Origin of the sequence: Microcystis sp. M015S2 (assembly GCF_020245945.1) — a bacterium.
Taxonomy (GTDB): domain Bacteria; phylum Cyanobacteriota; class Cyanobacteriia; order Cyanobacteriales; family Microcystaceae; genus Microcystis.
Genome location: NZ_JADBTX010000089.1, coordinates 25,419 through 52,130 on the forward strand (window position 1 = coordinate 25,419; position 26,712 = coordinate 52,130).

The 26,712-nt window shown below is 43.6% G+C and carries 22 protein-coding genes and 3 pseudogenes; 12 read left to right on the top strand and 13 right to left on the bottom strand.

The genetic code is table 11. The features are described 5' to 3' along the window. Nucleotides 1-54: 54 nt before the first annotated feature. From leuD to IM473_RS15940, 3 genes are all read left to right on the top strand, one after another. Nucleotides 55-645, top strand: a complete 591-nt coding sequence (gene leuD / locus IM473_RS15930; protein WP_002740602.1) for a 3-isopropylmalate dehydratase small subunit — start codon at nt 55-57, stop codon at nt 643-645. A 101-nt stretch (nt 646-746) separates the two neighbouring features. Then, nucleotides 747-923, top strand: a complete 177-nt coding sequence (locus IM473_RS15935) for a hypothetical protein (protein ID WP_002737666.1) — start codon at nt 747-749, stop codon at nt 921-923. 169 nt (nt 924-1,092) lie between these two features. After that, nucleotides 1,093-3,165, top strand: coding sequence for an AAA family ATPase (locus IM473_RS15940; RefSeq protein ID WP_287658550.1), 2,073 nt, complete (start codon nt 1,093-1,095; stop codon nt 3,163-3,165). 29 nt (nt 3,166-3,194) lie between these two features. Here IM473_RS15940 and IM473_RS15945 read toward each other — a convergent pair whose 3' ends face one another. The 3 genes and pseudogenes from IM473_RS15945 to IM473_RS15955 form a co-directional block, all read right to left on the bottom strand. Beyond that, nucleotides 3,195-5,432, bottom strand: coding sequence for an FUSC family protein (locus tag IM473_RS15945; protein WP_287658552.1), 2,238 nt, complete (start codon nt 5,430-5,432; stop codon nt 3,195-3,197). Nucleotides 5,433-5,488: 56 nt separating this feature from the next. Beyond that, the gene (locus tag IM473_RS15950; RefSeq protein ID WP_287658554.1) at nt 5,489-6,934 is read right to left on the bottom strand and encodes an Ig-like domain-containing domain; all 1,446 of its coding nucleotides are present in this window, start codon (nt 6,932-6,934) and stop codon (nt 5,489-5,491) included. 288 nt (nt 6,935-7,222) lie between these two features. Beyond that, nucleotides 7,223-7,465, bottom strand: a pseudogene (locus IM473_RS15955) (photosystem II q(b) protein); the annotation flags it as partial. A gap of 226 nt (nt 7,466-7,691) precedes the next feature. Here IM473_RS15955 and IM473_RS15960 point away from each other — a divergent pair. Next, the gene (locus IM473_RS15960; RefSeq protein WP_002761217.1) at nt 7,692-7,919 is read left to right on the top strand and encodes a DNA-directed RNA polymerase subunit omega; all 228 of its coding nucleotides are present in this window, start codon (nt 7,692-7,694) and stop codon (nt 7,917-7,919) included. 28 nt (nt 7,920-7,947) lie between these two features. Here IM473_RS15960 and IM473_RS22595 read toward each other — a convergent pair. The 3 genes and pseudogenes from IM473_RS22595 to IM473_RS15970 all read right to left on the bottom strand — a co-directional run. Then, nucleotides 7,948-8,133 (bottom strand): annotated as a pseudogene (locus tag IM473_RS22595) (hypothetical protein); the annotation flags it as partial. 53 nt (nt 8,134-8,186) lie between these two features. After that, nucleotides 8,187-8,843, bottom strand: a complete 657-nt coding sequence (locus IM473_RS15965; protein WP_287658555.1) for a DUF3782 domain-containing protein — start codon at nt 8,841-8,843, stop codon at nt 8,187-8,189. 247 nt (nt 8,844-9,090) lie between these two features. Continuing rightward, a pseudogene (locus IM473_RS15970) lies at nt 9,091-9,214 on the bottom strand (Uma2 family endonuclease); the annotation flags it as partial. Nucleotides 9,215-9,594: 380 nt separating this feature from the next. Between IM473_RS15970 and IM473_RS15975 the strand changes: the two are divergent. Continuing rightward, a complete protein-coding gene (locus IM473_RS15975; protein ID WP_046663438.1) occupies nt 9,595-10,017 on the top strand; it encodes a SufE family protein in 423 nt (140 codons plus the stop codon). Nucleotides 10,018-10,021: 4 nt separating this feature from the next. On the opposite strand, the gene IM473_RS15980 is transcribed toward IM473_RS15975, so the two are convergent. Beyond that, the gene (locus tag IM473_RS15980) at nt 10,022-10,573 is read right to left on the bottom strand and encodes a ferric uptake regulation protein (protein WP_061431859.1); all 552 of its coding nucleotides are present in this window, start codon (nt 10,571-10,573) and stop codon (nt 10,022-10,024) included. A 105-nt stretch (nt 10,574-10,678) separates the two neighbouring features. Here IM473_RS15980 and IM473_RS15985 point away from each other — a divergent pair, with 105 nt between their 5' ends. Next, nucleotides 10,679-11,944 (top strand): DnaJ domain-containing protein, encoded by a 1,266-nt coding sequence (locus IM473_RS15985; protein WP_287658556.1) that lies wholly within the window; start codon nt 10,679-10,681, stop codon nt 11,942-11,944. Here IM473_RS15985 and IM473_RS15990 read toward each other — a convergent pair. Then, nucleotides 11,897-12,511, bottom strand: a complete 615-nt coding sequence (locus IM473_RS15990; protein ID WP_287658572.1) for a molybdenum cofactor guanylyltransferase — start codon at nt 12,509-12,511, stop codon at nt 11,897-11,899. The two genes, IM473_RS15985 and IM473_RS15990, sit on opposite strands and share 48 nt — an antisense overlap. A gap of 264 nt (nt 12,512-12,775) precedes the next feature. On the opposite strand from IM473_RS15990, the gene IM473_RS15995 reads away from it, so the two are divergent. From IM473_RS15995 to IM473_RS16015, 5 genes are all read left to right on the top strand, one after another. Beyond that, nucleotides 12,776-13,915: a DegT/DnrJ/EryC1/StrS family aminotransferase gene (locus tag IM473_RS15995; RefSeq protein WP_287658558.1), complete on the top strand. Its 1,140-nt coding sequence runs from the start codon at nt 12,776-12,778 to the stop codon at nt 13,913-13,915. 37 nt (nt 13,916-13,952) lie between these two features. Continuing rightward, nucleotides 13,953-14,858, top strand: coding sequence for a cyanoexosortase B (gene crtB, locus IM473_RS16000; RefSeq protein WP_287658559.1), 906 nt, complete (start codon nt 13,953-13,955; stop codon nt 14,856-14,858). Continuing rightward, nucleotides 14,851-15,597, top strand: a complete 747-nt coding sequence (locus IM473_RS16005) for a cyanoexosortase B system-associated protein (protein ID WP_287658560.1) — start codon at nt 14,851-14,853, stop codon at nt 15,595-15,597. Before crtB ends, IM473_RS16005 begins: the two co-directional genes overlap by 8 nt. 154 nt (nt 15,598-15,751) lie before the next feature. Further along, a complete protein-coding gene (locus tag IM473_RS16010) occupies nt 15,752-16,966 on the top strand; it encodes a polysaccharide biosynthesis/export family protein (RefSeq protein WP_287658561.1) in 1,215 nt (404 codons plus the stop codon). Between the two features lie 117 nt (nt 16,967-17,083). Then, nucleotides 17,084-19,282: a GumC family protein gene (locus tag IM473_RS16015; RefSeq protein WP_287658563.1), complete on the top strand. Its 2,199-nt coding sequence runs from the start codon at nt 17,084-17,086 to the stop codon at nt 19,280-19,282. Nucleotides 19,283-19,288: 6 nt separating this feature from the next. Here the strand turns inward: IM473_RS16015 and IM473_RS16020 are convergent, their stop codons facing one another. From IM473_RS16020 to IM473_RS16040, 5 genes are all read right to left on the bottom strand, one after another. Continuing rightward, nucleotides 19,289-20,737 (bottom strand): family 10 glycosylhydrolase, encoded by a 1,449-nt coding sequence (locus IM473_RS16020; RefSeq protein ID WP_287658564.1) that lies wholly within the window; start codon nt 20,735-20,737, stop codon nt 19,289-19,291. Beyond that, nucleotides 20,673-21,647, bottom strand: coding sequence for a hypothetical protein (locus tag IM473_RS16025; protein WP_287658566.1), 975 nt, complete (start codon nt 21,645-21,647; stop codon nt 20,673-20,675). The genes IM473_RS16020 and IM473_RS16025 overlap by 65 nt, the downstream gene beginning before the upstream one ends. Before the next feature lie 84 nt (nt 21,648-21,731). Further along, complete coding sequence (locus tag IM473_RS16030) at nt 21,732-23,096, bottom strand: DUF3370 domain-containing protein (protein WP_287658567.1); 1,365 nt, start codon at nt 23,094-23,096, stop codon at nt 21,732-21,734. Nucleotides 23,097-23,548: 452 nt separating this feature from the next. Continuing rightward, nucleotides 23,549-23,998 carry a YlqD family protein gene (locus IM473_RS16035; RefSeq protein ID WP_002735919.1) on the bottom strand — a complete coding sequence of 150 codons (450 nt, stop codon included), beginning with the start codon at nt 23,996-23,998 and terminating at the stop codon, nt 23,549-23,551. A 61-nt stretch (nt 23,999-24,059) separates the two neighbouring features. Then, nucleotides 24,060-25,979 carry a long-chain fatty acid--CoA ligase gene (locus IM473_RS16040; protein ID WP_287658568.1) on the bottom strand — a complete coding sequence of 640 codons (1,920 nt, stop codon included), beginning with the start codon at nt 25,977-25,979 and terminating at the stop codon, nt 24,060-24,062. A gap of 253 nt (nt 25,980-26,232) precedes the next feature. On the opposite strand from IM473_RS16040, the gene IM473_RS16045 reads away from it, so the two are divergent. Beyond that, nucleotides 26,233-26,712 (top strand): Uma2 family endonuclease (locus IM473_RS16045; RefSeq protein WP_287658570.1); only part of this gene is annotated, 480 nt, incomplete at its 3' end.

Sequence of the window (26,712 nt, forward strand, 5' to 3'; positions counted from 1 at the left end):
TGGCAAGATGCAACCACCTTTTTTATCACTGCTAGTAAAAGTTAGAAAAAGATCATGAGTCAAGTTAAAACCATCTCCGGACGAGCTTTACCCTTGCGAGGCAACGATATTGACACCGATCGCATTATTCCGGCTCGTTTTTTGCGTTGTATCACCTTTGAAGGGTTAGGAGAACAAGTGTTCGCCGATGATCGAGCCGCTTTACAGGGGAGTCATCCTTTCGATCTACCCCAGTACCAAGGGGCGAAAATTCTGGTAGTCAATGGTAATTTTGGTTGTGGCTCTTCTCGGGAACACGCACCGCAAGCGATTTTACGTTGGGGAATTCAAGCAATTATCGGGGAAAGTTTCGCCGAAATATTTTTTGGCAATTGTATCGCTAATGGGGTTCCCTGTGTCACTGCCGAGGCTAAAACCATCACCCATTTACAGGATTTAATTGCAGCTAATCCCGAAATTCCCGTCGATCTTTCTTTGACAACCATGACAGTGGAATGGGGGGATTTTGTCGCTACCGTCTCTATGAATGAAGGTTCCCGACAGATGTTAATAGAAGGGGGTTGGGATACCTGCGGACAGCTGTTACAAAATCTCGATCTGATTCAATCTACCGCCCAAAAGTTACCCTATTTAAGTTTCGTTTAGGGAAACAATCTAGGCTGAGGGTGCGTTAGTAATAGATTAACGTACCCCGGCAAGGATTTTGTTTGCAATGCAGCGGCTGTAAATATTAAAAAATCTGCCCTATGACTAATCCTGATAATAATCTCCAAAATATCCAAGAACCGATTTTAAACGCTCCCGAAGATGTGCGAAAAATCATCGATCGAGTTTTAAAATTGGAAAGAGATAAGTTATACCAGCGCAATCCTCGCAATATCAATGATGATGTTTTAACGATTATTAAAGAAGTAATTCAATAATTAGCTTTTAGCTATCAGGAGTCAGGAGACAGGAGTTAGGAGTCAGTAGTTAGGAGATTAGTTTTATTTATTCTCCCCTCTCCCATCTCCCCGCTCCCCGCTCCCTTCTCCCCACTTCATAATTCATAATTCATAATTCCCACTTCCCCATTATCCCCTCTATCGAACTATGAAACTACTATCAATAAAGTTATGTAATTTTCGACAATTTTATGGTAAGACTCCTGAGATACATTTAGCGGCGAGTTCTCGCAATACGACGGTAATTTATGGCAATAATGGGGCGGGAAAAACAACAATTTTAAATGCTTGTACCTGGGTTCTTTATGAAAAATTTACAGCAGCTTTTGCCGAACCAGAGTTATTAGTTAATAAACGGGCAATTACGGAAGTAACCACGGGAACTTCCATAGAATGTTCCGCAGAAGTAAACTTTGAACATGAAAATAAACGCTATCAGGTAAAACGAAAATTTTTCGCCTACCAAGATGTAAATAGCAAAATTAAATACGGTTCAAATAGTTTATATATGCTCTACGCTGGTGATGATGGCAATTGGTACACACCCAATCAACCAGCGGAGGATATTATTAATCAAATTTTACCCGAAAGTTTACACCGTTATTTCTTTTTTGATGGCGAATATATCGATCATCAATTCCGCAGTAGTAGCCAAGGTAAAATCGCCGAGGATACAAAAGAATTATTGGGAGTTAAAGTATTAGACAGAGCGATCGAGCATTTAAAAAAAGCCAAAAAATCTTTACAAGATGATCTTAAAGATTTAGGGGAATCGGATTTAAAAAAGTTATTGAAACAGGAAAGTAAAATTGAGCAGGATTTAGAGAAGTTAAAACAGCGTCAGCAGGATATTATTAACCAGTTATCCCAGCAGGAAGAATTAAAAAAAGCCGTCACTAATCGCTTACTAGATTTAAGTGGTGCCGAGGAATTAAAACAGTTAAAAGAAAAATTAGAACAACAGGAAAGAAATCTGCGGCAAGATTTAGTCAGAACTAAAGATAAATTAAAGAAATTAATTTCTCAGCAAGCTTATCAAGTCTTTTTAAAAGGAATTAATCAAAATTTTCAGCAATTAATCGATCGCCTACGACAACAGGGGGAATTACCCAGTGGTATCAAACAGCAATTTGTCCAACAATTATTAGAGCGGAAAAAATGTATTTGTGGCCAGGAATTACAGGAAAATAGCCAAGCTTATTTACAGGTGGAAGACTGGATGAATAAAGCAGGAATGGCCGATGTGGAAGAAGCGGCCATTCGCTTATCTTCCACAGTCAAAGAAATGGATAAGAGGGTCTTAGATTTTTGGCAAGAAGTGGATAGTTATCAAGCTAATATTCACCAGTGGCGCTTAGAATTATCTTTGGTAGAATCAGAATTAGATGAAGTTCGGGATAAATTTCGCCATTATCCCGATGAAGATATTAAAAATCTGCAATCTCGCTTAGATGCGATCGAGGATTCCCTAAAAGATTTACGCTTGGAACAGGGCAGCAATAAAAATCAACTAGATATCTATGAAAAAGAGTTAGAATCCCTGCAAAAACAGGTACAGAAACAGCAACAAAAAGAGGAAAAATATAATTTAGGACAACGACGTATTTTAGCGACTCAAGAGGCAATTAATCGCATTAGTGAGGTAAGACAGAGATTAGAAAATCAGTTTCGTTTGTCCTTAGAAAAACGGGTACAGGAAATCTTTAACTCAATTTCTTTTACTCCCTATATTCCCCGTATTAGTCCCGATTACGAGGTAAGATTATTAGAAAATACGACAGGATTCGCCATTCCCGTGGCAGCTTCCACCGGAGAAAATCAGATTCTCAGTTTATCTTTTATCGGGGGAATTATCGATCGAGTGCGAGAATGGAGTCAGAAAAATACTTTGATGGGAATTGATAGCAGCACTTTTCCTCTGGTGATGGATTCCCCTTTTGGTAGTCTTGATCATATCTATCGTCGGCAAGTTGCGATCGCTATTCCTAAATTAGCCAATCAGTTAATTGTTTTAGTGACAAAAACTCAATGGAGAGGAGAAGTAGAAACCGAGATTTCTCCCTATATTGGTAAAGAATATGTGTTAGTTTATAATTCTCCGAAAGCGGATTGTCAAGAGGATTTAATTAATCTTCATGGTGTTGATTATTCTCTAGTGAAACGCAGTCCTAATAATTTTGAATATACGGAAATTATCGAAGTTAATCGATTTTCCTCCTGACTGCTAAATTCTGTTGTTATAACTAAATTTTAACTTCTAATAAAACGATCAATTGCTGTGTTCATTACCCCAACACGACTGGATAATTCCACAAGTTCCGTGGTGACAATATTATAATCCCCTAAATATTTATGGAGATTAGTTCCCTCTTTTTGATGGGCAATTTCTACTAACCTTTCCTCTCGCAATTCTTGCAAATGATCGAGGATGCTTTCTAAAGTATCTTCGAGGGGAGGTAAGGGAAGAGGAGGATTATTTGTTTGCAAAGCTTGGGTTAATTGCGTCAAAGCTTGGGTTATTTGTTGCGTGAACAGACTTAGATTAGGATGGGGAGGACTACCGCGATATTGTTCCAATTCCGTCAATAAAACTGTCACCCCGCGACCAAAACGAGGAATATAATTACTTAAAGTGATTGCCGGTTCCATTTGTGGAAAGGGTGTGCTAGGATCATCAATTAATCGTTGTAGGGCCGTTTGCATAGTTGTATTTGCTCGTCGAGCTTTATGGCGATGGGAAGATAAAATTGCAGTTTGATAGGATGATTCTCCTAAATAAACTGCCATAACTGACTGAAAATATATTTGATTAGCTTCTAATGCTTTAATGGCAGCGAGGGAAAAACGTTCATCTTCATTAAACCGTAAAAAACCGAAGGAAAGTGCAAAGGCTAAAGCACTACCGATTAAAGTATAAACTATTCTGATATACTCTAAATTAATACCGTCATTGCTGGCATCCAGACGACTGATGATTAAAGCAAAAATTGTGATAAAAAATACGGCCAAACTATAGTGAAATCGCACCAAAGTTAAAGCGATCGCTATAGAAATCACTCCAATAATTTCTAACCAGATCGGATTATCTATAATTCGCAACAGTGCCAAAACAAAAAACGAGCCTAAAATCGTGCCAAACACCCGATTAAAAAAGCGTTGAAAAGTCAAGCTAAAATCTGGTTTTAACACAATAACTAAGGTTAAACCAATCCAAAAACTATGGGTAATTCCCAGCTTATTGTAGATCAACACTCCTACGGCACTTCCCAAACCCAAACGTAAACCATGGCGAAATAGGGGCGATTCTAGATTAAAATTAGATCTTAATGGTTCCCACCAAGCTTTTTCTTGACCGTACTCTTTTTCTATCCCTTCAAAGTTCCGCTGCCAGAGATTTTTTTTATCGGAAAAGTTCTCGCTTTGCCGCAAATGTTGCGCTGTTTCACTGGCTATTTTTAGCTGTTTAGATAATTTTTTTAAACGATTATTTAATTGCGAAATGGCCACATAACTGGTATAATCATCTCGGGCGTTTTCTAAAACTTTAGCTTGCAGGTTTTTTTGTTGCTCGATCGCTTTGAGTAATAGCTGCAAACGCTCACAATCCGGTTGTTTATTTCTACCCAAAATTAACCAGGCAATATCTTCGCTAATTTCCGCCACTTGCACGAGAATATCTTCTAATAAAATACCCACCGTGGTCAGTTGTGGCAAGGGATGAAGATGAAGCAATTCTCGCAGCGCAATTAAGCTGGTATTAATGCGATCGCTATCTTCAATCAAGACGATTAACAATTCCCGCAGCTCACTCTTTCCCCAACGTCCCCGACGCGTCAAGGTGACAGTTTTCCTAGAACGGAGCAACAGTTGCCGGATTTTGTTAAAAGATGGCTCCTCATTAGCATTAGAACGAGAGTTTAAGGGCAAAGAGCGGAGATAGGTGGCGATACCATGAAAATTTTCCGCCGTTACCTGACGTAAAGGCTGATTAGGGCGAAAAGGCCAGATAAACAGGGCTAAAAAAATTGTCCATCCCCCTCCCAACACAGCGATTCCGGCCCGTTGTAAAGCGACGATAATATCTCCCGATGGCAAAGAAACAGCAAAAAGCAGCAATAAACTAATTACTACCCCAGCTAACGCCCCATTTTCCCCGTAAACTGTCAAATAACCCGCTAGAAACAACCCGCAAAAAACTATGACTACGGTCAATCCTAGCCAAGCACTGGCTAATGTGCCGATAATCAAAGCTAGAGCCATCCCGATAGTCGTAGCGACCAGGGTTTTCGCTCTCAGGCAGTAAAGCCCCCCCACATCGGCTAAAATCAAGATTTGAGCCGCTAAACCGACCATTAACCCCAATTCTGACTGATTTAAAATATCACCGATAATAATCGGTACCGCGAGCGCCAATAAAGTCCGAATCCCCCGCTCGATCTCGATATCGCCACTAGGACGGAATAAAAAAGCAAATCGCTGAAGTAGCATAAATTCACTGAAAACTTAACTCTGGAACCTGATAACATAGCTACCGATCAATAATTTTAGGGCAGCCAACGGGGTTTAAAACCGGCGTTGAGTTCTTGCGGTAAAATTTTCGGGGTGCTATCGGGACTGAACTGATCAGGAAGTGGTAATAACCAGAGACGACCATCGGCAATGCTCGACCCCTCCCCGGTGACTAAATCATTTCTGACTCCAAAGGGTGTGGTTGCTAACTGATCAAATAATAAGGCCACGCCATCGGGAGACATACTCATCTGCACGTCACGATAATTAGGTAAGGCCAGCAGGGGCATCATTTTACCCGTTTCTAGCTCAATAATCCCTAAAAATGGTTCTTCTTTCACTTTGCCATCGCTGCCCATAACCAGATCGCTTTTCAGACAGTAAAGGGTTTTTTCTTGTCGCGGTTCAAATTCACAGCTAATAATCGGATTAGCTGTTCTTAATAGTAGTCTTGACTCTCCCTGATCGTTGAGCAAAAATAGCGATCGCTGATTATCCGCTTCTGATTTCACCATTAATTTTTGGCGACCATCCTGGGAAAAAGCGAGTATTTTTTCGTAGGTGGGCAAAAATTGCGATTTTCCCGCCTGGACATCCAAAGGAATCACCGCTACCCCTCCCGTTTGACTGACAACCGCTTTTTTACCGTCGGGAGATAGTAAAAAATTATCCGCTTGTATTCCTAACGGTCGCGATTGTCCATCATCACTGATTACCCATAAACTGGCATCCCCCGGATTACTGTGATTGATTCTCTGCACGATTAGGGTTTTGCCGTTATCTGAGAGATCAAAGCGCAGATTTTGATAGGTTTTCGCATCTAAAAACCTTTCTATACGACCACTGGGCAAATTTTGACCATGTTCGTCATGATTTAAACCCGTGGTAATTGTGTAAAGTTGCTGTTTCGGGGTATCCCGTCCTAAGTCAGAGCGATCGAAGGCCGAGAATAAAATTCTCTCCCCCCTCGGATAGATTTGAAAATCCGTGACCACCAGATCCCCAGGGGTAAGGATGGTTTTTTTCAGTTCTGTGACGTTATTTGCCCCCTGAATGATATTACAGACGATTAAACGGCCTCTTTCCTCTTGGTTGACTCCAATATAGGCAAAAGCTCGATCGTGGGTGTAAAATTCCCCGATAAAGTCCTCACCTTGGGCAATGAGTAACTTTACTTGATATTTTTTGCCGTAGATAGGCAATTCCGTCAAGGTATAGGTCAAGCGATCGCCAGACCAGCTAATTTTACCCGGCAAGGGAGGATCGATCACCAAGCTGGTTTCCACGTCCGAACGGTCAATCGGTCGATTAAAACTTAAAGTAAAATAATCGTCCCTAACGCCGATTTTTCGCCCTTGCCAGCTAAAATTCTCCCCTCGCGTAGGAACTTGATTTCCCTGGATCAAAATCGACGATATTGCGGCAATTAAAGCCAAAATAGTCGCTAACACTAAGCGATCAAACCAAGCTAATCTTTTCATCAGTTATCAGTTATCAGTTATCAGGAGTCAGTCAGGAGGCAATAGGTAAAAGGCAATAGGCAATAGGCAATAGGCAGTTTTATTCTCCCCACACCCCACACCCCACACCCCACACCCTACACCCCACTTTCTTATCAGCTTTAGTAATGATTGTCATCGGTTTTTTCAATCGAATAAATAAAAACGCCCCCAAAAAGGAAGCGTTTTTTAACTTATCATGAGGACTTAGCAAAATGTGTGCAGAGTTAGAACGCGGATGTTGGATGGGGATCCAGCATCTGTTTATTTTTAACCATTGATCGCCGCTGCCGTCAAGGCCATGGGGATAGCATCACCGGAAGCTAAATCGAGGGGGAAGTTATGAGCGTTGCGTTCGTGCATTACTTCAAAACCAATGTTAGCGCGGTTGATCACATCCGCCCAAGTTGCGGTCTCGCGTAGCGAGCGCGTTGCGACCGCACGTCCCAGGGAATCGATAATCGACTGGTTAAAGTTGAAACCGTTGAGGTTAAAAGCCATGGTTGAGATACCTTTTTTGGGTTTATTTATTTCAAAAATTATCTCTTTATTTGTATATTTTTAAACTTGTCTTAAATTGATTTAAGTTTTGTAAAAAGTAGTTGACAAAATCTGATCGAGATAAAGGATAACCCTATCCTTAAAGTTGACAAAATATGGTAAGGTGGACTGAGTAATAAAACTTATCACTAAAATCAGTGACAAGTGCCAAATTCACCAGAGAAGGCTAAATATAACTATGTCCAAACGGTTTAAATTCGACTCCTCCGAGATGATTTATCTCACCGATAAACTGATGAATGCGGCCAGCAATCGTTACTCGATCGTCGTGCAAGTCGCTAGACGGGCCAAACGCGTCCGCTACGATACCGTAGAAAATATCGATGACCCGATGATTAAACCCGTCCAACGGGCCCTGATGGAAATGACCGACGAATTAACCGAACCAGAATTATTACGCGATTAATCCCCTAAAATTGCCGGAGAACCCACCCCTAAATTTCATCGGGGTTGATACCCAGTGATCTTAGTCTTTCCGCTAGTCGTTGGGCTTTTTGTTCCGCTTCCTGTTTGGCTAAACGTTCTTGCTGGGCGATCAAACCTGCTTGACTGGCGATCGCCGCAGCTGCCCTCGCCCTTTCCTCTGCGGTTAAATAACGATTTCCCGATACTGGGAAGAAGGCGATTTTTGTCTAGGAAAGGTTAACCATAGCGATTGTTTTGACTAGGGAAATTACCAAGTATTCGGTTGAAAGTCGGCATCATTAATAATGACCACCGTATCCCCGGAGGGTTTAATCACAAATAGACCTTTTTTATAAGCGTATCGATCGATCCCCTCGTTGATTTCAATTCCCGCCACCGCACCGTAAGCTTGATAGTTTTGATAATGGGGAAAAGCGATTTTAAAGCGGGTCAATTTTTCAATAAATTCATCCACATCATCTTTAGATAATCTAGATTTACATTCCACCACCACGAGATCGGTATCATCTACCGCTAGAATATCAATTTCCATGGCGATGCCCTGACGCTTGACTCTAGCGCGGGGATAAACTTCTTTAATATCGATGCCTTTTTCCTGAAAAAGCCGTAAAACCGCCGGTTCTACCAATTCTTCCACAAATCGACCCCAGCGAGTGGTGAGACTATCTACCGCTTTGCTGGTTCGTTCAACCGTCCGTTTCAGTTCTGCCATCGAGCGATCGCTTTCTAGCTTAGATTCGGCGAGGAGGTTCTCTATTTCGACTCTATGGCGATCATATTCCGCCTTGGATTCGGCAGCCCGGCGATCATATTCCGCCTTGGATTCGGCAGCCTGGCGATCATATTCCTCGGCGGAAGCGCGGAATAGCTGGTAAATATCCTCAAGAGTTACCGGTTCATTCATAGACTTACCTCTAAAACACCCCTGATCATTTTAGCGATTCCGTCGAGAAGCCAGACGAGAGCCAGAGAGCAAAACGAAAAAAATATTAAGAATTATTTAAAAGACTTGACAAATGCGAAGGGTTAGGGTGAGTTTTCTCTGGAATTTACTTGCTTCCAAAACTTGCATAATCCTTACAACGCTCAAAGAGCTTGATCTTAGATGAAACTAACGATTATCGGCATTTCATCTGGGGTTGCCTTCGCGACATAAATGCTAATAAACTGAGTAATAGATGGGGAATGTCGTTGGTGTAACTGGTTATCCACCGGCGTTTCGTCAGCACAGGGCAATTCTTCGGCACTGGGAAGAAGGCGATTTTTATTAGACATCTCCAAAAATTATAACCCAGTCATAGCTTGCTTTTAGTCTGCGTACTAATTAGATAGTTCGATAGCTGAAATGTACATCTATCGTTGCTAATTTAATTTTACTGAAAAAATATGAGGCAATTAAAATAATTTTTATTCAGGTAGATTCCTTAACTAGAAAGACTTTTAGTCTTGAGATAATATTAGGTCGAGGTCTATTGTAGGAAAGGTTAACCATAGCTCCTGCAAGCGTGGTGTTTGATTGATGCCAATTCTAGCAGATAGCCTCCAGACCCTCTGACCAAGGCAGTCCTAGCCGCGATAACCACAGCGCTCAACTTCCGCGAGAATGCTAATATAAAAAAGCTATTGGCTAATTTTTTCTTATTTTAACTTGCAATATGCTCCCGTCTAATCTCGATCGCATCGTCGAACGCCTCAAACGTCGTACCGATCCTAAGCAAAAATACGAACAATTACTAGCTTTTGCTAAAAAACTAGAACCAATACCAGAATCTGCCAAAATACCCGCTAATAAAGTTCATGGCTGTGTATCCCAAGTTTATATCACTGCCGACCTCGAAAATGGCCAGGTTTGGTACAAAGGGGATTCCGACGCGCAATTAGTCAAGGGTTTAGTTGCTTTGTTAATCGAGGGTTTAAATGGACTGACTCCCACGGAAATCCTGCAAGTCACCCCGGATTTTATCGAAGAAACCGGTTTAAAAGTCAGCCTTACCCCTTCCCGCGCCAACGGATTTTATAATATTTTCCAATTAATGCAGAAAAAGGCTCTCGGTTTTCAGTTGGGAATGTCCGCTTAGATGTCTAGTTTTCCGGTTCTGGCTCCTTTGATTCGGGAATCTCGCAGTTTTGGAAACGAGTATCCACCAGCGAACGCGTACAGCACCAATTACTCGGTATTCCCGACGGCCAACCCATCCGCAAAGCTTCCGGACAGATAGCCATCACCGTTAACTGACAGTCAATTAACTGAAAACCCTCTTTCTCACACTGTTTGAGACTGTGTTTGAGAATAGAATCATTGTTAAATTCGATGGTTTTATTGCACTGAATACAGACCAAATGATGATGGTGGTGGGGATAGGGTTGATTGAGTTCGTAGTGTTTATGACCTTCGGCCAATTCCAACTCCCGCAAAATTCCCATCCGCGACATTAGTTTAACACTGCGGTAAATCGTCGATAAACTAATTCCTTCCCCCCGTTTGTCCAGTAATTCCTGCAATTCTTCGGCACTGAGATGATTGCCTTTCGGTAAATTCTGGAAAACGTGCAGAATTTTCTCTCGCTGGGGAGTTAAGCGCCACCCCCGCGCATTGAGTTCCGCTTTCAGGGAGGAGGCAGTGTAGGCAGACATAAGCGATCAACTCTCAATAAAAGCTATTTAATTGACAATGATAGTCGTTTCGGCGAGCCATTGGCAACAATTTTCAGTAGTTGAAAATTCTCCCCCCATTCGAGTATGAAAAATTACTATGAAATCCTCCAAATTCCCCGTAATGCCAGTAATCATCAGATAAAAGCCGCTTTTCGTCGTCTGGCCCGGCAATATCACCCCGATTATAATCCCGATGATCCAGAGGCAGTCAGAAAATTTCGGGAAATTGAACAAGCTTATCGGGTTTTGAGCGATAAAGAGAAAAGAAAAGAGTATGATCGCAATTTATCCCCAGAAATACCCACTTTTCACCGCAGTGCCGAGGATTTTTATCAACAGGGATGGCGCTACGCTCAAGAGAGAAATTATCAATTAGCGCTCGCATTTTACCAGCGAGCGATCGCAATTAATCCGCAATTTTGGCAGGCCTATCTGCAACGGGCGGAAGTTTACTACTATAATCAGCAGGATCGGCAAGTTTTGAGCGATTGTCGCCAAGTTTTGCAGTTAAAACCCGATTGTTCCCAAGCTTACTATTACCTCGGTTTATCCCGGCAACGACTCGGTTACACCCAATCCTCCCTAGAAGCTTACCGTCAAGCAATCGCCATTGACCCAGATAACCCCCAATTCTATTATCAAAGAGGATTGGCTCTAGAGGAACTCTCGGAACTGCCGGCAGCACGAAAGGATTTCCAAATAGCAGCCAAAAAATTTAAGCAACAGGGAAATTTTCGCCGCTATCATGCCATTGCCAATAAATTAAGAGACCCTCAGAAAAGTTATCGACAACGGCAATCGATCAAGTGGTCAAAAACTCTTTTTATTGTTTTTAATTTGCTGAAAATCTCTTTTTTATCTTTGCTCAAACCCAAGACCGGTCTAGCAGAGGCTTTTTTAAAGTTCAACCGTAATCAGGCTTTGGCTATGGGTGTATTGGCAGCAATCATCAGCAGTTTTTTTATCGCTTTGACTTGGCAAAACTGGACAGTTAAATCTGATTTTTTACTGTTATTAGGCTGGGCAGTATTTCCTTTTATTATTCTGACTTTATCTAGTTGGTTGGGCAGAAAATTAAGTAATAAATATGGTAGTCTCACCGGCGATATATTTTTAGGTGGCTTGATAATTTTGCCCTTTTCCCTCGTCATTTTGCTCACTTCCTATTTATCCATAAATGGCGATATTATCGGCGCAATTATCGGTGTAACTGGCGGTTATCTAACCGGAATGCTCTACTATGGTTATCGCCATTTATCCAATATTTCTTCGCCGATCTCTTTACTTTTACTCCCTTTTGTGCTAGGTTTTCTTACGGTTAATATCTGGGGAGTTTATTATTATCTCTAAATCTTCTGGGGTATTACAGTTAAATAAAATCTCGGAATTATCGATAATTAATTTCTCCACCACGGAGACATTTAACCATTTTTGAAAAGAAGTTCCCCCTTGCTGAATATAAGTCTGCAAAGATTCTAAACAACGACGATGATAAAAAGCACAGAGAGGTTCCCAACGCTCACCGCAGCGGGGAACCAAAGCCATGGCATTTTCTGGTACAGTGGCTAATAATCTTGACCATCCTTGAATAATTGGGGGCGTTAGTAAAGGTAAATCGCAAGGGAGCAATAAAACCCAATCGGTTGATACAAAAGTTAATCCCAAGGCAAAGGCCAATAAAGGCCCCCTAGTGGGGAGAGGTTCCTTGATTATCCGGCAGTATTGGGGAATGATCAGTTCATAACGTTCCGGCCAAGGCGTGATCACAGACACCTGTGCGGCACAATCTTGGGCAATTAAACAGATATTCTCCAGAAAAGAGAGACCCTGAAAAGATAACAAAGCTTTATCTCGTCCCATCCTGGAACTTTCGCCACCAGCCAGAATTAACGCCGTTAAAGCGGTAAAATCACTCATAATAACCAGTTCTATCGGAAAAATACGATGATTAATCACGCTCCTTTCTGCGATCGCAAATTAGACCAAATCCGTTTTTAATAGTATGATTAACTCCCAATCTAACTTTAAAAACCCAATTGCAGGATTAAGGATAAACCACAGAGGCACAAAGGACACGGAGAAGAAGACAGAAAGGACAAGAGAGCCTACTAATCTAGCCAAGTTGCTCAAATCTATGCTAGTCTCTTGACAATTAATAATGTCTCCATAAACAAGCACTAGATGAGTTCCCATTTAATCAAAGTTCCCTTTGTCGATTTAACTTGGCAAAATCAGCCCCTACAAGCAAAAATTACCGAGGCAATCCAAACAGTTATCGACCGGGGAGATTTTGTTTTAGGCCAAGCTTTAGCCGAATTTGAAAGCGCCTTCGCCCAAGCTTGCGGAGTCGAGTATGCTGTGGGAGTAGCTTCCGGCACTGCCGCTCTTGCCCTGGCTTTACAAGCTTACGGCATCGGTGCCGGGGATGAAGTGCTAGTCCCCGCTAATACCTTTGTCGCCACCCTCATGGGTGTTATGCAAGCGGGGGCCAAACCGGTTTTAGTTGATTGTCACCTCGATACGGCCTTAATTGACCTCGCGGCGGCTGCCCAAAGAATTACCCCCAACACCCGCGCCATTCTCCCCGTACACCTGTACGGACAGATGGTATCACCCCAACAATTAGAGGATTTTGCCCGCAGCTATAATCTGATTATCTTTGAAGATGCGGCCCAGGCCCATTTAGCCAGTAGAGAAGGTTATCGCGCCGGCAGTGTCGGTGTGGCGGCGGGGTTTAGTTTTTATCCCAGTAAAAATTTAGGTGCTTTTGGCAATGGCGGAATGTTGGTGAGCAATGATCCCGAAATTAGCCAAAAAGCCCGCAGTTTAAGAAATTATGGCGCACCGAGCAAGTATTTCCACACCGATATCGGCACTAATAGCCGTTTAGATAGCATACAAGCCGCCATTTTAAACATTAAATTACCCCATCTGGAAAGTTGGAATCGCTCCCGTCATCGAGCGGCAAGACAATACGACCGGCTTTTGGCTCCTTTAGCCGATAAGGGCATTTTACCCATACGAGACGAAACCGAGACTGGTCATGTCTATCATCTCTACGTTATTCGCATCCTTGCCCATTGTCCCGTCCCTCGCCAACAACTACAAGAACAATTAACTGCCGTCGGTATTCAAACCGGCATTCATTATCCGATTCCCTGTCATCTGCAACCGGCCTATCGCTACCTGGGTTATCAACAGGGAGACTTTCCTAATGCAGAGATTCTCTGTGAAGAAATTGTCTCTCTCCCCATGTACCCCGGTATCAGCGAGGAGCAGATTGAAATCGTGGTTGAACAGATCACTGCGATCATCGGGTAACATAAATTCAGAATTTGTCACTAAATCGCTCTGTCCTATGGGTATTAGTCCTTCCTTATCCCCCGTCTCCCAGAAAAATCGGCAATCTTGGCTGATTATCGGTTTCTTGGCGGTTATCTATGGTCCGGTGATCTTTCATTGGTACGATGGTTGGCTGAATAAATCGATCGGCATCGAACACGAATACTTTAGCCACGGCTTGATCGGCCTTCCCTACGCCGCCTATATTGTCTGGCAGAATCGCAAAAAATGGCAACGCCTCGAAGATCGCTCCCATCCCCTCGGAGCGTTTTTGTTAACCCTAGGGGCGATTTTTTATCTCCTCGGTTCCTCTCTTTGGGTTAGTCTGTCTTTCCCGATTATGTTAGCGGGAATCTGTCTCTGGTTAAAAGGAACGGAAGGTTTTAAATTACAGGGATTTCCCCTACTTTTAACAGCCTTAGCGACTCCTAATCCCATCCCCTACCTGATCACTCCCTATACCCTACCCCTACAGGTTTTTATTGCCGCTTGCTCTGGTTTTATTCTCCAGCAAGCAGGCTTAGATGTCTCCGTTGACGGTATCCATGTAGCGGTAGAAGGTCGGATGGTGGAGGTCGCCCCCTACTGTGCGGGGCTGAAAATGTTATTTACCAGTCTTTACGTCACGCTGCTGCTGCTCCATTGGACTGATACCATCAAAAACGGTCGTAAAACGCGCTTTATGCTCCTCAGTGCCTTGGGAATTAGTGTCGGGGCTAATACTATTCGTAACGCGCTTTTAGCTTGGTTTCACGGCACAGGACAAGAGGAAAACTTCAAATTACTCCACGATAGCTGGGGGGGTGATTTGTACTCGGTCTTTATGTTATTACTCATCCTTTTGGTCTTCCAAATCATGCAGTATCGCGAGGCAGCCAAGAAACAGTCCCCGGCTCAAGAGGAAGGTAACCAGGATGATTAGTCAAAAAATTCCAGCCGAGGTAACTTTAGTGTTAGATAAAGTCAAAAAAAAGCTACCGGGTAATTATTTACTGCTGTTGTGCCTGCTGCTGCTATTGATTTTAGGGGGTATCTTGCCCAATTTAATTTCTGGCCAGTGGTCTTGGCTGGAGCAACCGAGAATCGGTAATATTCAGAAAATGCGGGTCCTACAAGAATCGGGAATCAAGTTCTCTGACCTGAAAACCATCGACCAGCAGCAAGGAGAAATCGGTGAGGGAAAATGGTCGGTCCAAGTGGTGGAAAGTCCTGAGGGCAAGAGGATAACCGTGCTTTTAAAGCCACAGATCTACTATAAAAATCAACCGGGGTTAGAATGGTCGGATATCAGTTCTATTAGTCGTTGGAATCAGGGGGAAACAACCGAGCTATTAATCCCCACCCAGTCGGGAGGAAAGGCCACGGCCAGATTCTATCGGGCTTGGACACAAAACACCTTTGCCGTGGTGCAATGGTATGCTTGGCTAGGTGGTGGTCATTACGATCCCTCGGTGTGGTATTGGCTTGACCAATGGGCGCAATTAAAAAGACAGAGAGTACCCTGGATAGCCGTTTCCTTGCTGATTCCCTTAGAACCGACCAAAGAACTGCAAACTCTCACTCCCTTTGCTCTCAGTCTCGCTGGGGAAGTGCAAAGTTACTTAGAACAAAATGTCTTAAGTCAATTAACTTCTGTGCCTCAGAGCAAAAAAGAAAAGTAATTTCTCTGCTCCTAACCATCTCTTTGAAAAAACTAGCTCAAGGCACTTTTCTAGCCCTTAATAGCTTCTTTGTTCCTCTCCCACTAGATAACTCCCAGAAAATAAATTGTCATCGTCAGAACCCAAAAATTGATAGATCTGTATGATTCCACCAATGCTCAACAAGTTTTTGCCAGTTAATTTATCCAGAACCGGGGCTATGGCCTTATCGGGGTTGAGTCTGACAGGGTTCTTATGGGTAATTGACTCCGAAGGACTCAAGGCCCAGGGTCCTTTGTCCATACCCCAGACTCAACCGGGAGCTGGGTTAGAGTTTTTGCCACCCCAACCCCCTAATCCCACCTTTCCTGAAAACACGATTCCCCCCGCTGGCTACAGTCCACCGGTTTACTCTCCTAATAATCGCCAATTCCGACAAATTCAGTCCTATCGACTCGATATCGGCGATCAAATTACTGTCTCGGTTCCCGATTTTCCCGAATTTAATTCCTCAGGTCCTGTGGATCCCGATGGTAATTTTCTGGTGCCGATTTTAGGGCGTATTCCCTTGTTGGGCTTGACTTTAGACGAAGTGCAAACTAAAATCCGCCTGGAATTGGGGCGAAAATACTTGCGGGAGGAACCGGAAGTCATTGCGGTTTTAAGCTCTGCCCGTCCCGTCCAGTTAACCATTCTGGGAGAGGTACAGCGACCGGGGTTTTATAGTGTTGCTCCTAATACTCCCCTAGCGCAGGTACTTTTGGCGGCGGGTGGTGGCACTCCCAGGGCCGATCTGCGTTCGATCGTTGTCCGTCGGGTTTTAGTCGATGGTACAGTATTAGAGGAGAAACTTGACCTTTATACTCCCTTAATTAAAGGAGACCGCTTGCCAGATCTGCGTCTGCAAGGGGGCGATGCCGTGATTGTTTCCAAGTTAGAAGTGGGTCAAGAGACGGGATATAATCGCACATTGGTGGCGAGAACCACCCTCGCCCAGCAGAATATCACGATCAGGGTTTTAACTCCCTTAGTTCCTTCGGGAATTGCCCTGAGAAATGTTTCGATTCCTAATGGCAGTACCTTCCTCGATGTGGTGGCTAGTTTACCAGTTTCTGATCGCCTGCGGATTAATGTCAATGAAGTGTCCCTGCTACGTTTTGACAGTGCCAAAGGGGGAATTGTTAGTCAAACTTTGAGTCCGATAGCGGCAGTTAGGGGAGATATCTCGCAAAATGTTCCCTTAGAAGATCAGGACGTAATTATCGTTACCCGCACCCTATTAGGGGAAATTTTCGCCGCTTTTAATATTATTACCCAACCCATCCGGGATATTACGAGTTTTACCAATACAATTCTCGACATTAGCAATCAATTCGATAACTTCCGATAATTGAGGGGCAACTCGCTCGTCTCACTCCTTAACACAACTTCATAAGCTAGGATTTCAAGGACGAGAATAACTCTTGACCGCTAAAATGTAAAGAATCTGGGAATACATTAAAAAGCTATGGCTCTACCAATTGTTAAACGATTTCTCATCTCGCTAGATCAGAACAAATTTGTGGGAATATTCGTCTTCCTCGTCTGTTTAGGCGGTTCTGTGATCTTTGCTCTCCTACCCGATCCTGAGAAACCCCCCACCTTTTATCGGGCGGTGGGACAATTGGCCTACCGGGTGCCGCCGCCAGCTTTTACCAGTACAGGAAGCCAACTGCAAGAACAAGGGCGGGCTATTGATCGCGATTTACTGCTATCTCCCCGGGTATTGGTCAATGCCGCCAAAAAATTGCAATTTAATCAGGAACAGATCGTTAAAATTCGCGATCAAGATTTGAAAATCACCTTCCCCGGTGAAGTGGAGGGACAAAAAAATAATAGCGACCAACCCCAAGAGATACTTTTAGAGTTAAGGTCCGACTCCCAGTCCAAGGCGGAGTTAATTCTCGAAACCTTGATGAAGGAAATGGTGGAATACAGTCGCTGGCTGAATACTTCCCAGTTACGGGCCCGCATAGAAGCTCTCAGTGTCCGACTTAACGAAGTCCAAAAAGATTTAACCAGAGCCGAAGAAAAGTTTTATCGCTACATTAGTACCCAGGGTTCAGATTTATTGGCGATTCAAGATGGGAGTTTATTCACCGCTATCACCAGTAGTCAACAGCAACAGCGAGAAATTCGCCTAGAACTGCAAGGCATTCAAGGACAGATTAATAGTCTGAGTAAACAACTCGATTTAACCCCCGATCAAGCTTACACCTCCTCGGCCCTTAGTGCCGACCCGATTATTGCCAGTATCCGAGCGCAGATCTTGGGTACGGAAGCCCAATTGGAGCGACTACAGAAGGATTTACGTCCCGAACATCCCACCGTAGCTAAATTACGCAAAGAACAGGAAGTTAACGAATCTCTCTTACAAAAAAGAGCCGCCGAGGTGATCGGAAAAGATGGCATCCTGACCGATCTTCCCAGCAGTCGCATCCGTCAGCAAAGTAATCTCGATGCCACCCGTCAACAACTAGCGGCTCAATTAGTCACCCTGCAAACCCAGCGCGAGGGTTTAATGAAACAATTAGAATCCTTAGTGACTCAGGAACAGCAATTACGCTCCCAATACGAGAAATTCCCCGATAAACAGCTACAGCAAGCTCGTTTAATCCAAGCTGTCGCCTTTCAACGGGGTATCTACGAGAATATTCTCAATGCTCTGGTGGATGCTCAGGCTGCAGAAGCGGAAACCGTGGGTAGTCTCACCGTCGCCCAAACGCCAGTTGCTCAACCGATCGAACAGGTGTTTAACCGCAAGAATCGTACCTTGATTCTCTTGGTGGGCGCTGGTTTGGGAACTTTAGCCGGATTGGGCGTGATTCTCCTGTTAGCAGTGATCGATGATCGCCTGCACAGTCCCCAAGAATTGCGGGAAGCTTTGGTTAGTCGGGATATACTACTCTTAGGACAATTGCCCATTGTCCGCAATTTAGAGGGCGAGGAAATCGAGCCGATTCTCGCCGATGCTAATGCCAATTATCTCCCCTACTACGAACGTTTACGCAGTACCCTGCGACTTGTGGGCGGCGGCGAAACGGTGAAAGTGGTCATTGTCACCAGTATTACTGGCGGAGAGGGGAAAACCGCCACTGCCTATAATCTGGCCATCGCTGCGGCTTTAGCGGGCCGACGGACTCTGTTAGTCGAAGGAGATCTGAGAAGTCTTTCTAAGGCCGAAGAAATCGGAGTCACTCCCGATCCCAATTCTTTCCGAGAACCCCTACTTTACTACGGGGCAAAAAGTAAATCGATCCGGCTGGCCCCAAATATTGAAAACCTTTCCATTTTGCCCAGTCCCGGTCCGCAAAAACAAGCGGCAGCTATCATTGAATCGAGCGAATTACAATTAATTCTCAAAGATTCTCGCGGCCGTTTCGATCTGGTGATTGTCGATACTCCTTCTCTGTCTAGCTGTAATGATGCGCTGCTCTTAGAAGAACTAGCAGACGGGATTATTCTGGTAACGCGCCAGGCGATAACTCGTTCTAGTCTCTTGAGTGAAGCAACTGATCAGTTAGCAGAAGCGGAGGTGAAAATTTTAGGGGCGGTGATTAACTACGTCGATATTACACCGACTCTCAACACCGCCGGACCGGAACTGCCGCCTTTGATAGTTCCCCCAACACAGGGACAAACAGAGGAAGTGAAAGTGGAGGTGTAAATGCGGTTACGTTGGACAAAATCTTCTGGCTCGATCGAATTGTGGTTCTTGCCAAGAAAAAGCAAAATGACTGATACTATCTATGGTGGGAAAGGCTATGCGAATTGCTTCCATTTGCACTTCTAAGGAGGGACGATTGTTATAGGGTTGTCCCCATAAACCCGCTAAAGCTGGGATAACAGGAGTTTGATTTCCCCTGCTTGCCACTACTCTTTTGATCTGATTAACCACACAGGTGGTATCGTTACAATTAGCGTAGGACATAGGATGCCATTCTAGGGAAGCGGGAAAACTATCCCAAGCTTGTAAACGAGAATCAAAACCTTGATTACCCACAAGACGATTCCCATCGGGAAAAAACACTGCCCCGGCGGGAATTCCCTGACGTTCCACTAGGGCAGAAAAATAACTAATATAATCAATGACACCCTGGGCAGCATGGGCAACCGCTAGGAACCAAAGTTCTAATTTGAGGCGATCAAAACGACTTTTAACTGATTGTTTCATCTCCTCTTCTAAGGGGATTCTACCCTGCCAAAGAGGGGCGGTTTCTTGGGGATAAAGGCGGTCGGCTTCGACGATATCATCGGGGGAAATTTGGCCGCGAGTCAGATAGCGATCGATTAAAAATTTGCCCTTATTATTCAATCCTCGATTAATTAAAGCTTGTCGGGATGCCGGACTAAAAATCCATAAATCTTTGACATCATCAGCAACGGAATCGACTCCTGTTCCTCTGGGATAGCGAATATAATCAAATAAAACTCCATCGGGACGACGTTGTAAAATGGCTTCTAGGAGAATTAAATAATCCTGTCGCGCTTGATTACTGTAGGGATCGACAAAAGTTTGGGATTGATCATCGACAAAAGAGGTGCTATCTTGTCCTTTACCATTGCGTACTAACACCTCCTGTCGATAGGGTTTCAAGCTATAAGCATAGCCAAAATTGAGGCTAAATAACCAAGCATAAACCTTTAAACCGCGTTTATGTCCCTGTTTGATCGCTTGTGCTAATAAATCCACATTTCCGGCACTGGGATTTTTAATGACGCTATCCCAAACGGTGGGATTATTGTTAGGAGGTAATAGGACTTGACCATCGGCAAAAACTTCCAGATAAACTGTATTATAACCTTTGGCCACGATGCGATCGAGGATACTTTCGATCGAGCCGGGGCGGGTATCACAGGAGTAGAGACGTAACCAGATCGCCTGTTCCTGTAACCAGTGTCGGGAACGACAAAAGCGCAATTGTTCAGCATATTTATGCAATAAAATGTTATATTCTTGGGGCGAAGTTTGACGCAGATTTTCTTGTTGTTGGATTTCTGATTCGGACAGTTGACAATTATTATTGACAGCGAGGCTAGAGTTGATCCCTAGATGACTACTCCAGAGGATTGTAGCGAGGAAACAAAATAGCGACCGCAGATAATTGACTTTTTTTAACATAGTTGTTCACAGCGTTTGCTATTTTTTTATTGTTGGCACTTTCAGATAAATAGCCATTTTTCAGGAGAAAAGCTCTCAGGGCAGTGGGAAAGTCTGGATATTTGCCGATCACTGTACTTTCGCCATTGATATCGAGACCCCAATCGGAGTTTTTATCGTAATTAGCGAGGAGAAATTGCCAAGCTTCTTCGTATTCTCCTAGGAGAATTTTTTGGGCCACATAACCGGCCAAAATGCCATTGACTTCGGCTTTTTCTTTTTTAGCTAACTGCCAGGCTTTCAACATTTCAGCTAAAGTTTTTCTTAATTTTTGAGGATATTTTCTGGTGACATCTGCTAATTTACCCTGTTGAAAAGTATAAATTCTCGAGGGAGGAAAAGAGGCGGCGTAGGAACTAAAAGCATACAAAAAAGCATTATCAACGGTGACAAATTCATAATTATTATCTCCATCTAAATCTTCAAAGGAACCACCACTACCATCTAAAAAACCCGTTTCTTCTCTAATAAATTTATCTTTTTGCCAAGTATAAATTACCAAAGATGTGCAGCAGTGAGCGCCGCCGCTATAGGTGGAGACAATAATCTCATCGATGCCATTATTATCTAAATCTCTCAATTCGACATAGCCGGCTCCAAAGGCACTATAGCCGCTATTTTCCTGATAAAGTTGCTCGTTATAAAAGATTTTATAAGAAACATTATTAATATCAGAACTGTCATCAACTCTCTCATTCAGATTCCTGGGTTGATAGCTAACTTTTACCTTAATTTTTCCCGATTTAATTACTTGATTTGTTAGGGTTTGACCGGTATCAAAATCGAGTTTAGTCACGGCTAAACTCGCAGCTGTATTGCCCAAAAATTGAGATAATAAGCAGAAAATAAAGCAAGTTTTGCTAATATTCATCGGCCGATTCACAGAGAGATTAATTTCAGTGTATCTTACTTATTACCCCCGACAATCAGCCGTTAACTTTTCGAGAAAAACTATCTATTCCAAAGTTTTAACGCTCAAAACTTGGGGAGGTGTGGCATCGGGGGGATAGAGAAAATCGAGATTAATGTCGCGTCTGGCTCCGGGGGGAAGTTCCACCTGTACTAAAGCTTCTCCCTGTTGTCCTTCCCGTTGAACGAGATGGAAAAAACGTTCCTCGGTGCGTCCCAGTGCGTTAAGATAGGTAACGCGCACTGCACCCCGGAAAAATACCGGTCCCTGGACGGGTTCAACAAATAGCAAGCGATCGAGATAATTGTCTTCTTTAATTGGGGTTTGAATACTCAAAGCCACCACCTGGGTTTTGCTAGTGTTGTTATATAGAGGTAAAGTCAGATAGTAGTGAACACCGTAGTTACCGTGAGCTTTGAAAGCCGTATCGGGATAACGCACTAACATGGGGGCGCTTTGAATTTGTCTGGTTCCGAAAGTAGCTGCCGTCACCGTACTTAAAGGATAGGCAAAAGCTTGACCGGGTTGAGGAATGGTGAGATTAATTCCCCCTTTGGGATCGACAATGCGGGTTGCCCATTCCGAACCGACAGAAATTCCGGCGACGCGACCATAAAAATTTCTTCTTCCGGGGGACCATTGATCGGGGGGAGTGGGGGGAAAATCGCGAGGAGCGGCTAAATCACCTCTAACTAATAGGGTACGCCATTCCTCTAGGGTAGGGGGACGAAAGGTTGCTATTTCCCGATCTTCGATTTTGACTTTTTGGGGAACTTCGTAGAGGGCTAAATTGGCCATATAGACGGGTCCATCGCTGTAGAGACGTAGGAGGGTCGATCGGGCGCTACTTCTGGGGATAACCAGATCGAAGAGCATCCGACTTTGGCCTGGGGGAATGACGATCTGGGTGGGAAATTGGGTATCATGGCGACGACGCATGATATCGCTGGCTAAACGGGAACCGGGACCGGAAAAAACCCGGCCGTTCGGATCTTCCACCAGAGAGGGTAAATCGACAAAAGGGGCATCGGCGGAGGTGACGTAACTGACTCCTTGCAGGATGCGGATAACGAGGTTTCTGGAGGTGGGATTAGTAACGATCAGGCCCTGGTGTAGGTCGCGATTGGGATCGGTTTGACGGGCGATGTGGTGGGTGAAAACGTCAAAACGTCCTTGTAGGGGATGATTGAGATGGGCTATGGGATAACGTTTTCCTTTGCCGGGGAAAGTGGAGAGGAGAATGCCCTCTTTTTCTACGATTTCGGGACTATTGCTATTAAAAACTAGAACGTCATTCAGTTGACCGGGCAACTGACGCACTTCCTGATATTGGGTGATTAATTTCCTCTCTATCTGGGGCAGAACCGAGGCGGACTGAGCTAAAAGAATAGTGGGTAAGAAAGAAAGCATAGAGATTTCATATTTATAGTATCTAATTAGAGCTTGCTGAATAAATCTAAAAACCTTGTTAGGTAAGACTTTTAGACTTTTTGTCAATCAAAAAGTAGCAAATATGGGAGTGATCGGGGGGAAATTTCAGGGACTTTTTCCCTGAAAATTAGGTAATTGACCCCCTCAAAATCGGTAAAACCCCACACCCCACACCCTACCCCCACGAAAAACTTTTTCAGCAAGCCCTAATTAAGGGTGAGTCGATGGAGAGATGAAGTTATACAACAATATAGGCGAGTTTGTCCGGGCGATCGATAAAGAATCTTAATATATTTTTCAGGTTTGAGCAAGCCATGTCAGGGGTGATGTGAGCTAGGGGCGGTTTTCTGGGTGAGCAAGGGAGAATAACCCTTGCTATTGCCGATTTTAACGGTTAAGTTGACAATGAACCGTAACTGCTCACCCTAGCTTTAAATTTCGCCGCGAATTTCTTCGACTATGCCATCTCTAAGGACGAGTTCCACATTCATTTTGGCTACTAAGTTATCGCCTTTTTCGACGCGGAAAAAGCTTTCTAATTGTGCTTGGGCGACTTCTTGATTGAGTTCCAAGAGTTGTACCTGTTGCAGTTGTTGCAGATACTGGTTTTTTTGTTCGAGAAACTCACTTTTCTGTTGATTGACTTGGATTTGAATATTATCAATCTGTTGGGCAGCCGCGGGGGGTAAGGGGATCAGACTCTGACGCTGAATTTCGGCGATCGCTCTTTGGCCTTGGGTTTCTAATTGTTGAATTTGTGCATCAATTTGCACCATTTGTGCTTGTAATTGCTGTTGTGCTTCTTCTTTCCAGCGCGGAGTCACGATGACTTTAATTGTCACCGGGCGCTTCAGTAATAAACTGGTTTGTGCGTCATCCATGATTTGCCTATCCTAAAAAGGTCTTTTTGTCAAGGGGTTAGGGAATATTTGCCGGAAATATTTACTTGGCAAACATCTCGTTAATCATATCGCGATAGCGTTGCGTTACTACCGGTCGTTTAATCTTTAAAGTTTGGGTCATCATGCCGTTTTCTTGGGAAAAAGGCTCTAAAATTAACTCAAAGGTTTTAATCTGGTCATCGGCACGATAACCGGGCCGATTTCTTACCTCGCGCTTTAATTCTTGTTGGTAGAGATCTAAGACTTTTTTGCTGTAGAGATCGCTAGAAAGAATCGTGGAGCGATCACTGTGAAGATCGGGTAAATTTAAGGATAGTTTCTGTTCTTGGGCCCAATTGGCCAGTATATCAAGATTAGGCACGATCAAAGCCCCCAAAGCTTTTTGATCCTGTCCCACTAGCATGATTTGGGAGATAAAGGGACTGCGTAAACAAGCATCTTCAATCGGTTGCGGTTCGATATTTTCACCATTGCTCAAAACAATTGTATCTTTGGCCCGTCCGGTTAAGACTAAATCCCCGGCAGCGGTTAACCAACCAATATCACCGCTATCAAACCAACCATCGGGAGAAATCGCTTTTTCGGTTGCTTCGGGTTTTTTATAGTATCCCTGCATCACCTGCGGACCGCGAATCAAGACTAAACCGTGTTTTTCTGTCGGTAAGACTTCTTTGCTGTGTAAATCGACAATACAGATTTCTGTCTGAAAGACGGGACGACCGGCAGACCCGCGCAGGTTATGATCGATACGACGGACGGTAGCCACGGGAGAAGTTTCTGTCAGTCCATAACCAACTAAAATCGGGATTCCCGCAATCTCATAGAAAGTATCTAGATGTCTGGCTAAGGAACCACCGCCACTAACCAAGATTTTAACTTTATTTCCCACTGCTTGGCGAATTTTGCCATAAACTAGCTTATCACCGATGGCATGGAGGGGATAGAGTAAGAGGGATTGAATTCTTGCTTTTAGTCTTTCTCCGGGGGAAGCGTGAAGATGATCTAGACTGAGATTATCGGCGATGCGTTTAGCAATAACGTACTTTTCCGACTTTTCTAGCAAAAATCGCACTAATTTCTGTTTTGTGGCCGATTGTTCGCTAAATTGTTTTTGGATACCCTCGTAAAGAGATTCCCAAAGACGGGGAACTCCCACCATTAATTGCGGACTAAATTGCTTTAAATCGGACTTAAAAGTGCGAATACTGGTATAAATCTGGGTGCAACCCTGAGCTAGACTGAAATACTCACAACTGCGCTCGTAGGAATGCCATGAAGGTAGTATACTTAAAACTCGATCGCCAGGATCCGGTTGAAAGATAGCATTTAAGTTGCGTACCTGATGCAGCAGATTACCATGACTTAACATCACCCCTTTGGGTTGTCCCGTCGTTCCCGATGTGTAGATGAGGGTAGCCAGATCATTTTCGCTCTTGGTGATAGGTTTAAGGGTGTTCTCAGCCCCGATCGCCATTAGTTGCTTGAAATTTAAGGTCTGCACGGAAATCGCCCCAGTAGCGGGGTCTTCGTCGGTGAGCAGCACGATTAATTTTAGGGGCAATTCAGGGATTTTCGCCAGCAATTTCCCTAAAGTTTTGTTATTTTCGACAATCAGCGTCTGACTGTCACTATCAGCGAGAATATAGGCTAATTCCTCTGCATCTGCTTGAGCAGATCGTACCGCATTGGCGGCCCCGGCTGCCATGGAACCTTGGTCGGCAATAAACCACCGGGGACTATTATCGGCAAATAAAGCGACATTTTCGGTTTCTGTGACTCCTAATGCTTGTAAAGCGGCGGCAAATTGCTGAATTTGTTGATAAAGTTCCCGATAGGTGATAATTACTTCTGGTTTACTGTGGGGATCGTGCAGGGCGATAATATTGGGGAAACGCTGGGCAACTATTGACCAAACTTCGGGTAAAGATTGAATATTTGAATAGTCAATTAGGGTTGTCATAGCAGTAGTTATAGAGAGTTACAAGGGTAATAGCATATAGATTAACCATTCTAGGCTCTTTTTGCTGGTTCTCCTAGACAGTATTTCAACAGGTATCTAGTCCTGCAAAGTTAATTTCCTAGTGGAGACTCGGAGACAGGAGACTTTTCAGTTATCAGTGAACAGTGAACAGTAATCAGGGAATGCTAACGGCTTAGATGTATAATTAATTTTGCTTAGGTACTTAATATAGTTGTGATTAGGATAAAAAACGATGATTGCTTTATCTAACTATAATAATCTCACTCCAGAAGAATATCTTCAGTTTGAAGAAAAAAGTCCCATTAAACACGAATATATCGATGGGCAAATTTACGCCATGGCAGGAACGACGGATACTCATAATATTGTTGCGGGGAATATATACACAATTATTCGTAATCATTTGCGGGGTTCCGATTGTCGGGTTTATTTTGCCGATGTGAAAGTCAGATTAGAGAAGCGCAATCACTTTTATTATCCTGATATTCTTGTCACCTGCGATGACAGAGATAGAGAAACTGCTACCTACAAAAGTTTTCCTAAATTGATTATCGAAGTTCTCTCCGATTCCACAGAAGCTTTTGACAGGGGGGATAAATTTAATGATTATCAAACTCTAGAAAGTTTAGAGGAATATGTCTTAGTGAATAGTAAACACCAACGAGTGGAAACTTTTCGACGGGGTGAACAGGGTTTATGGATTCTGCAAACC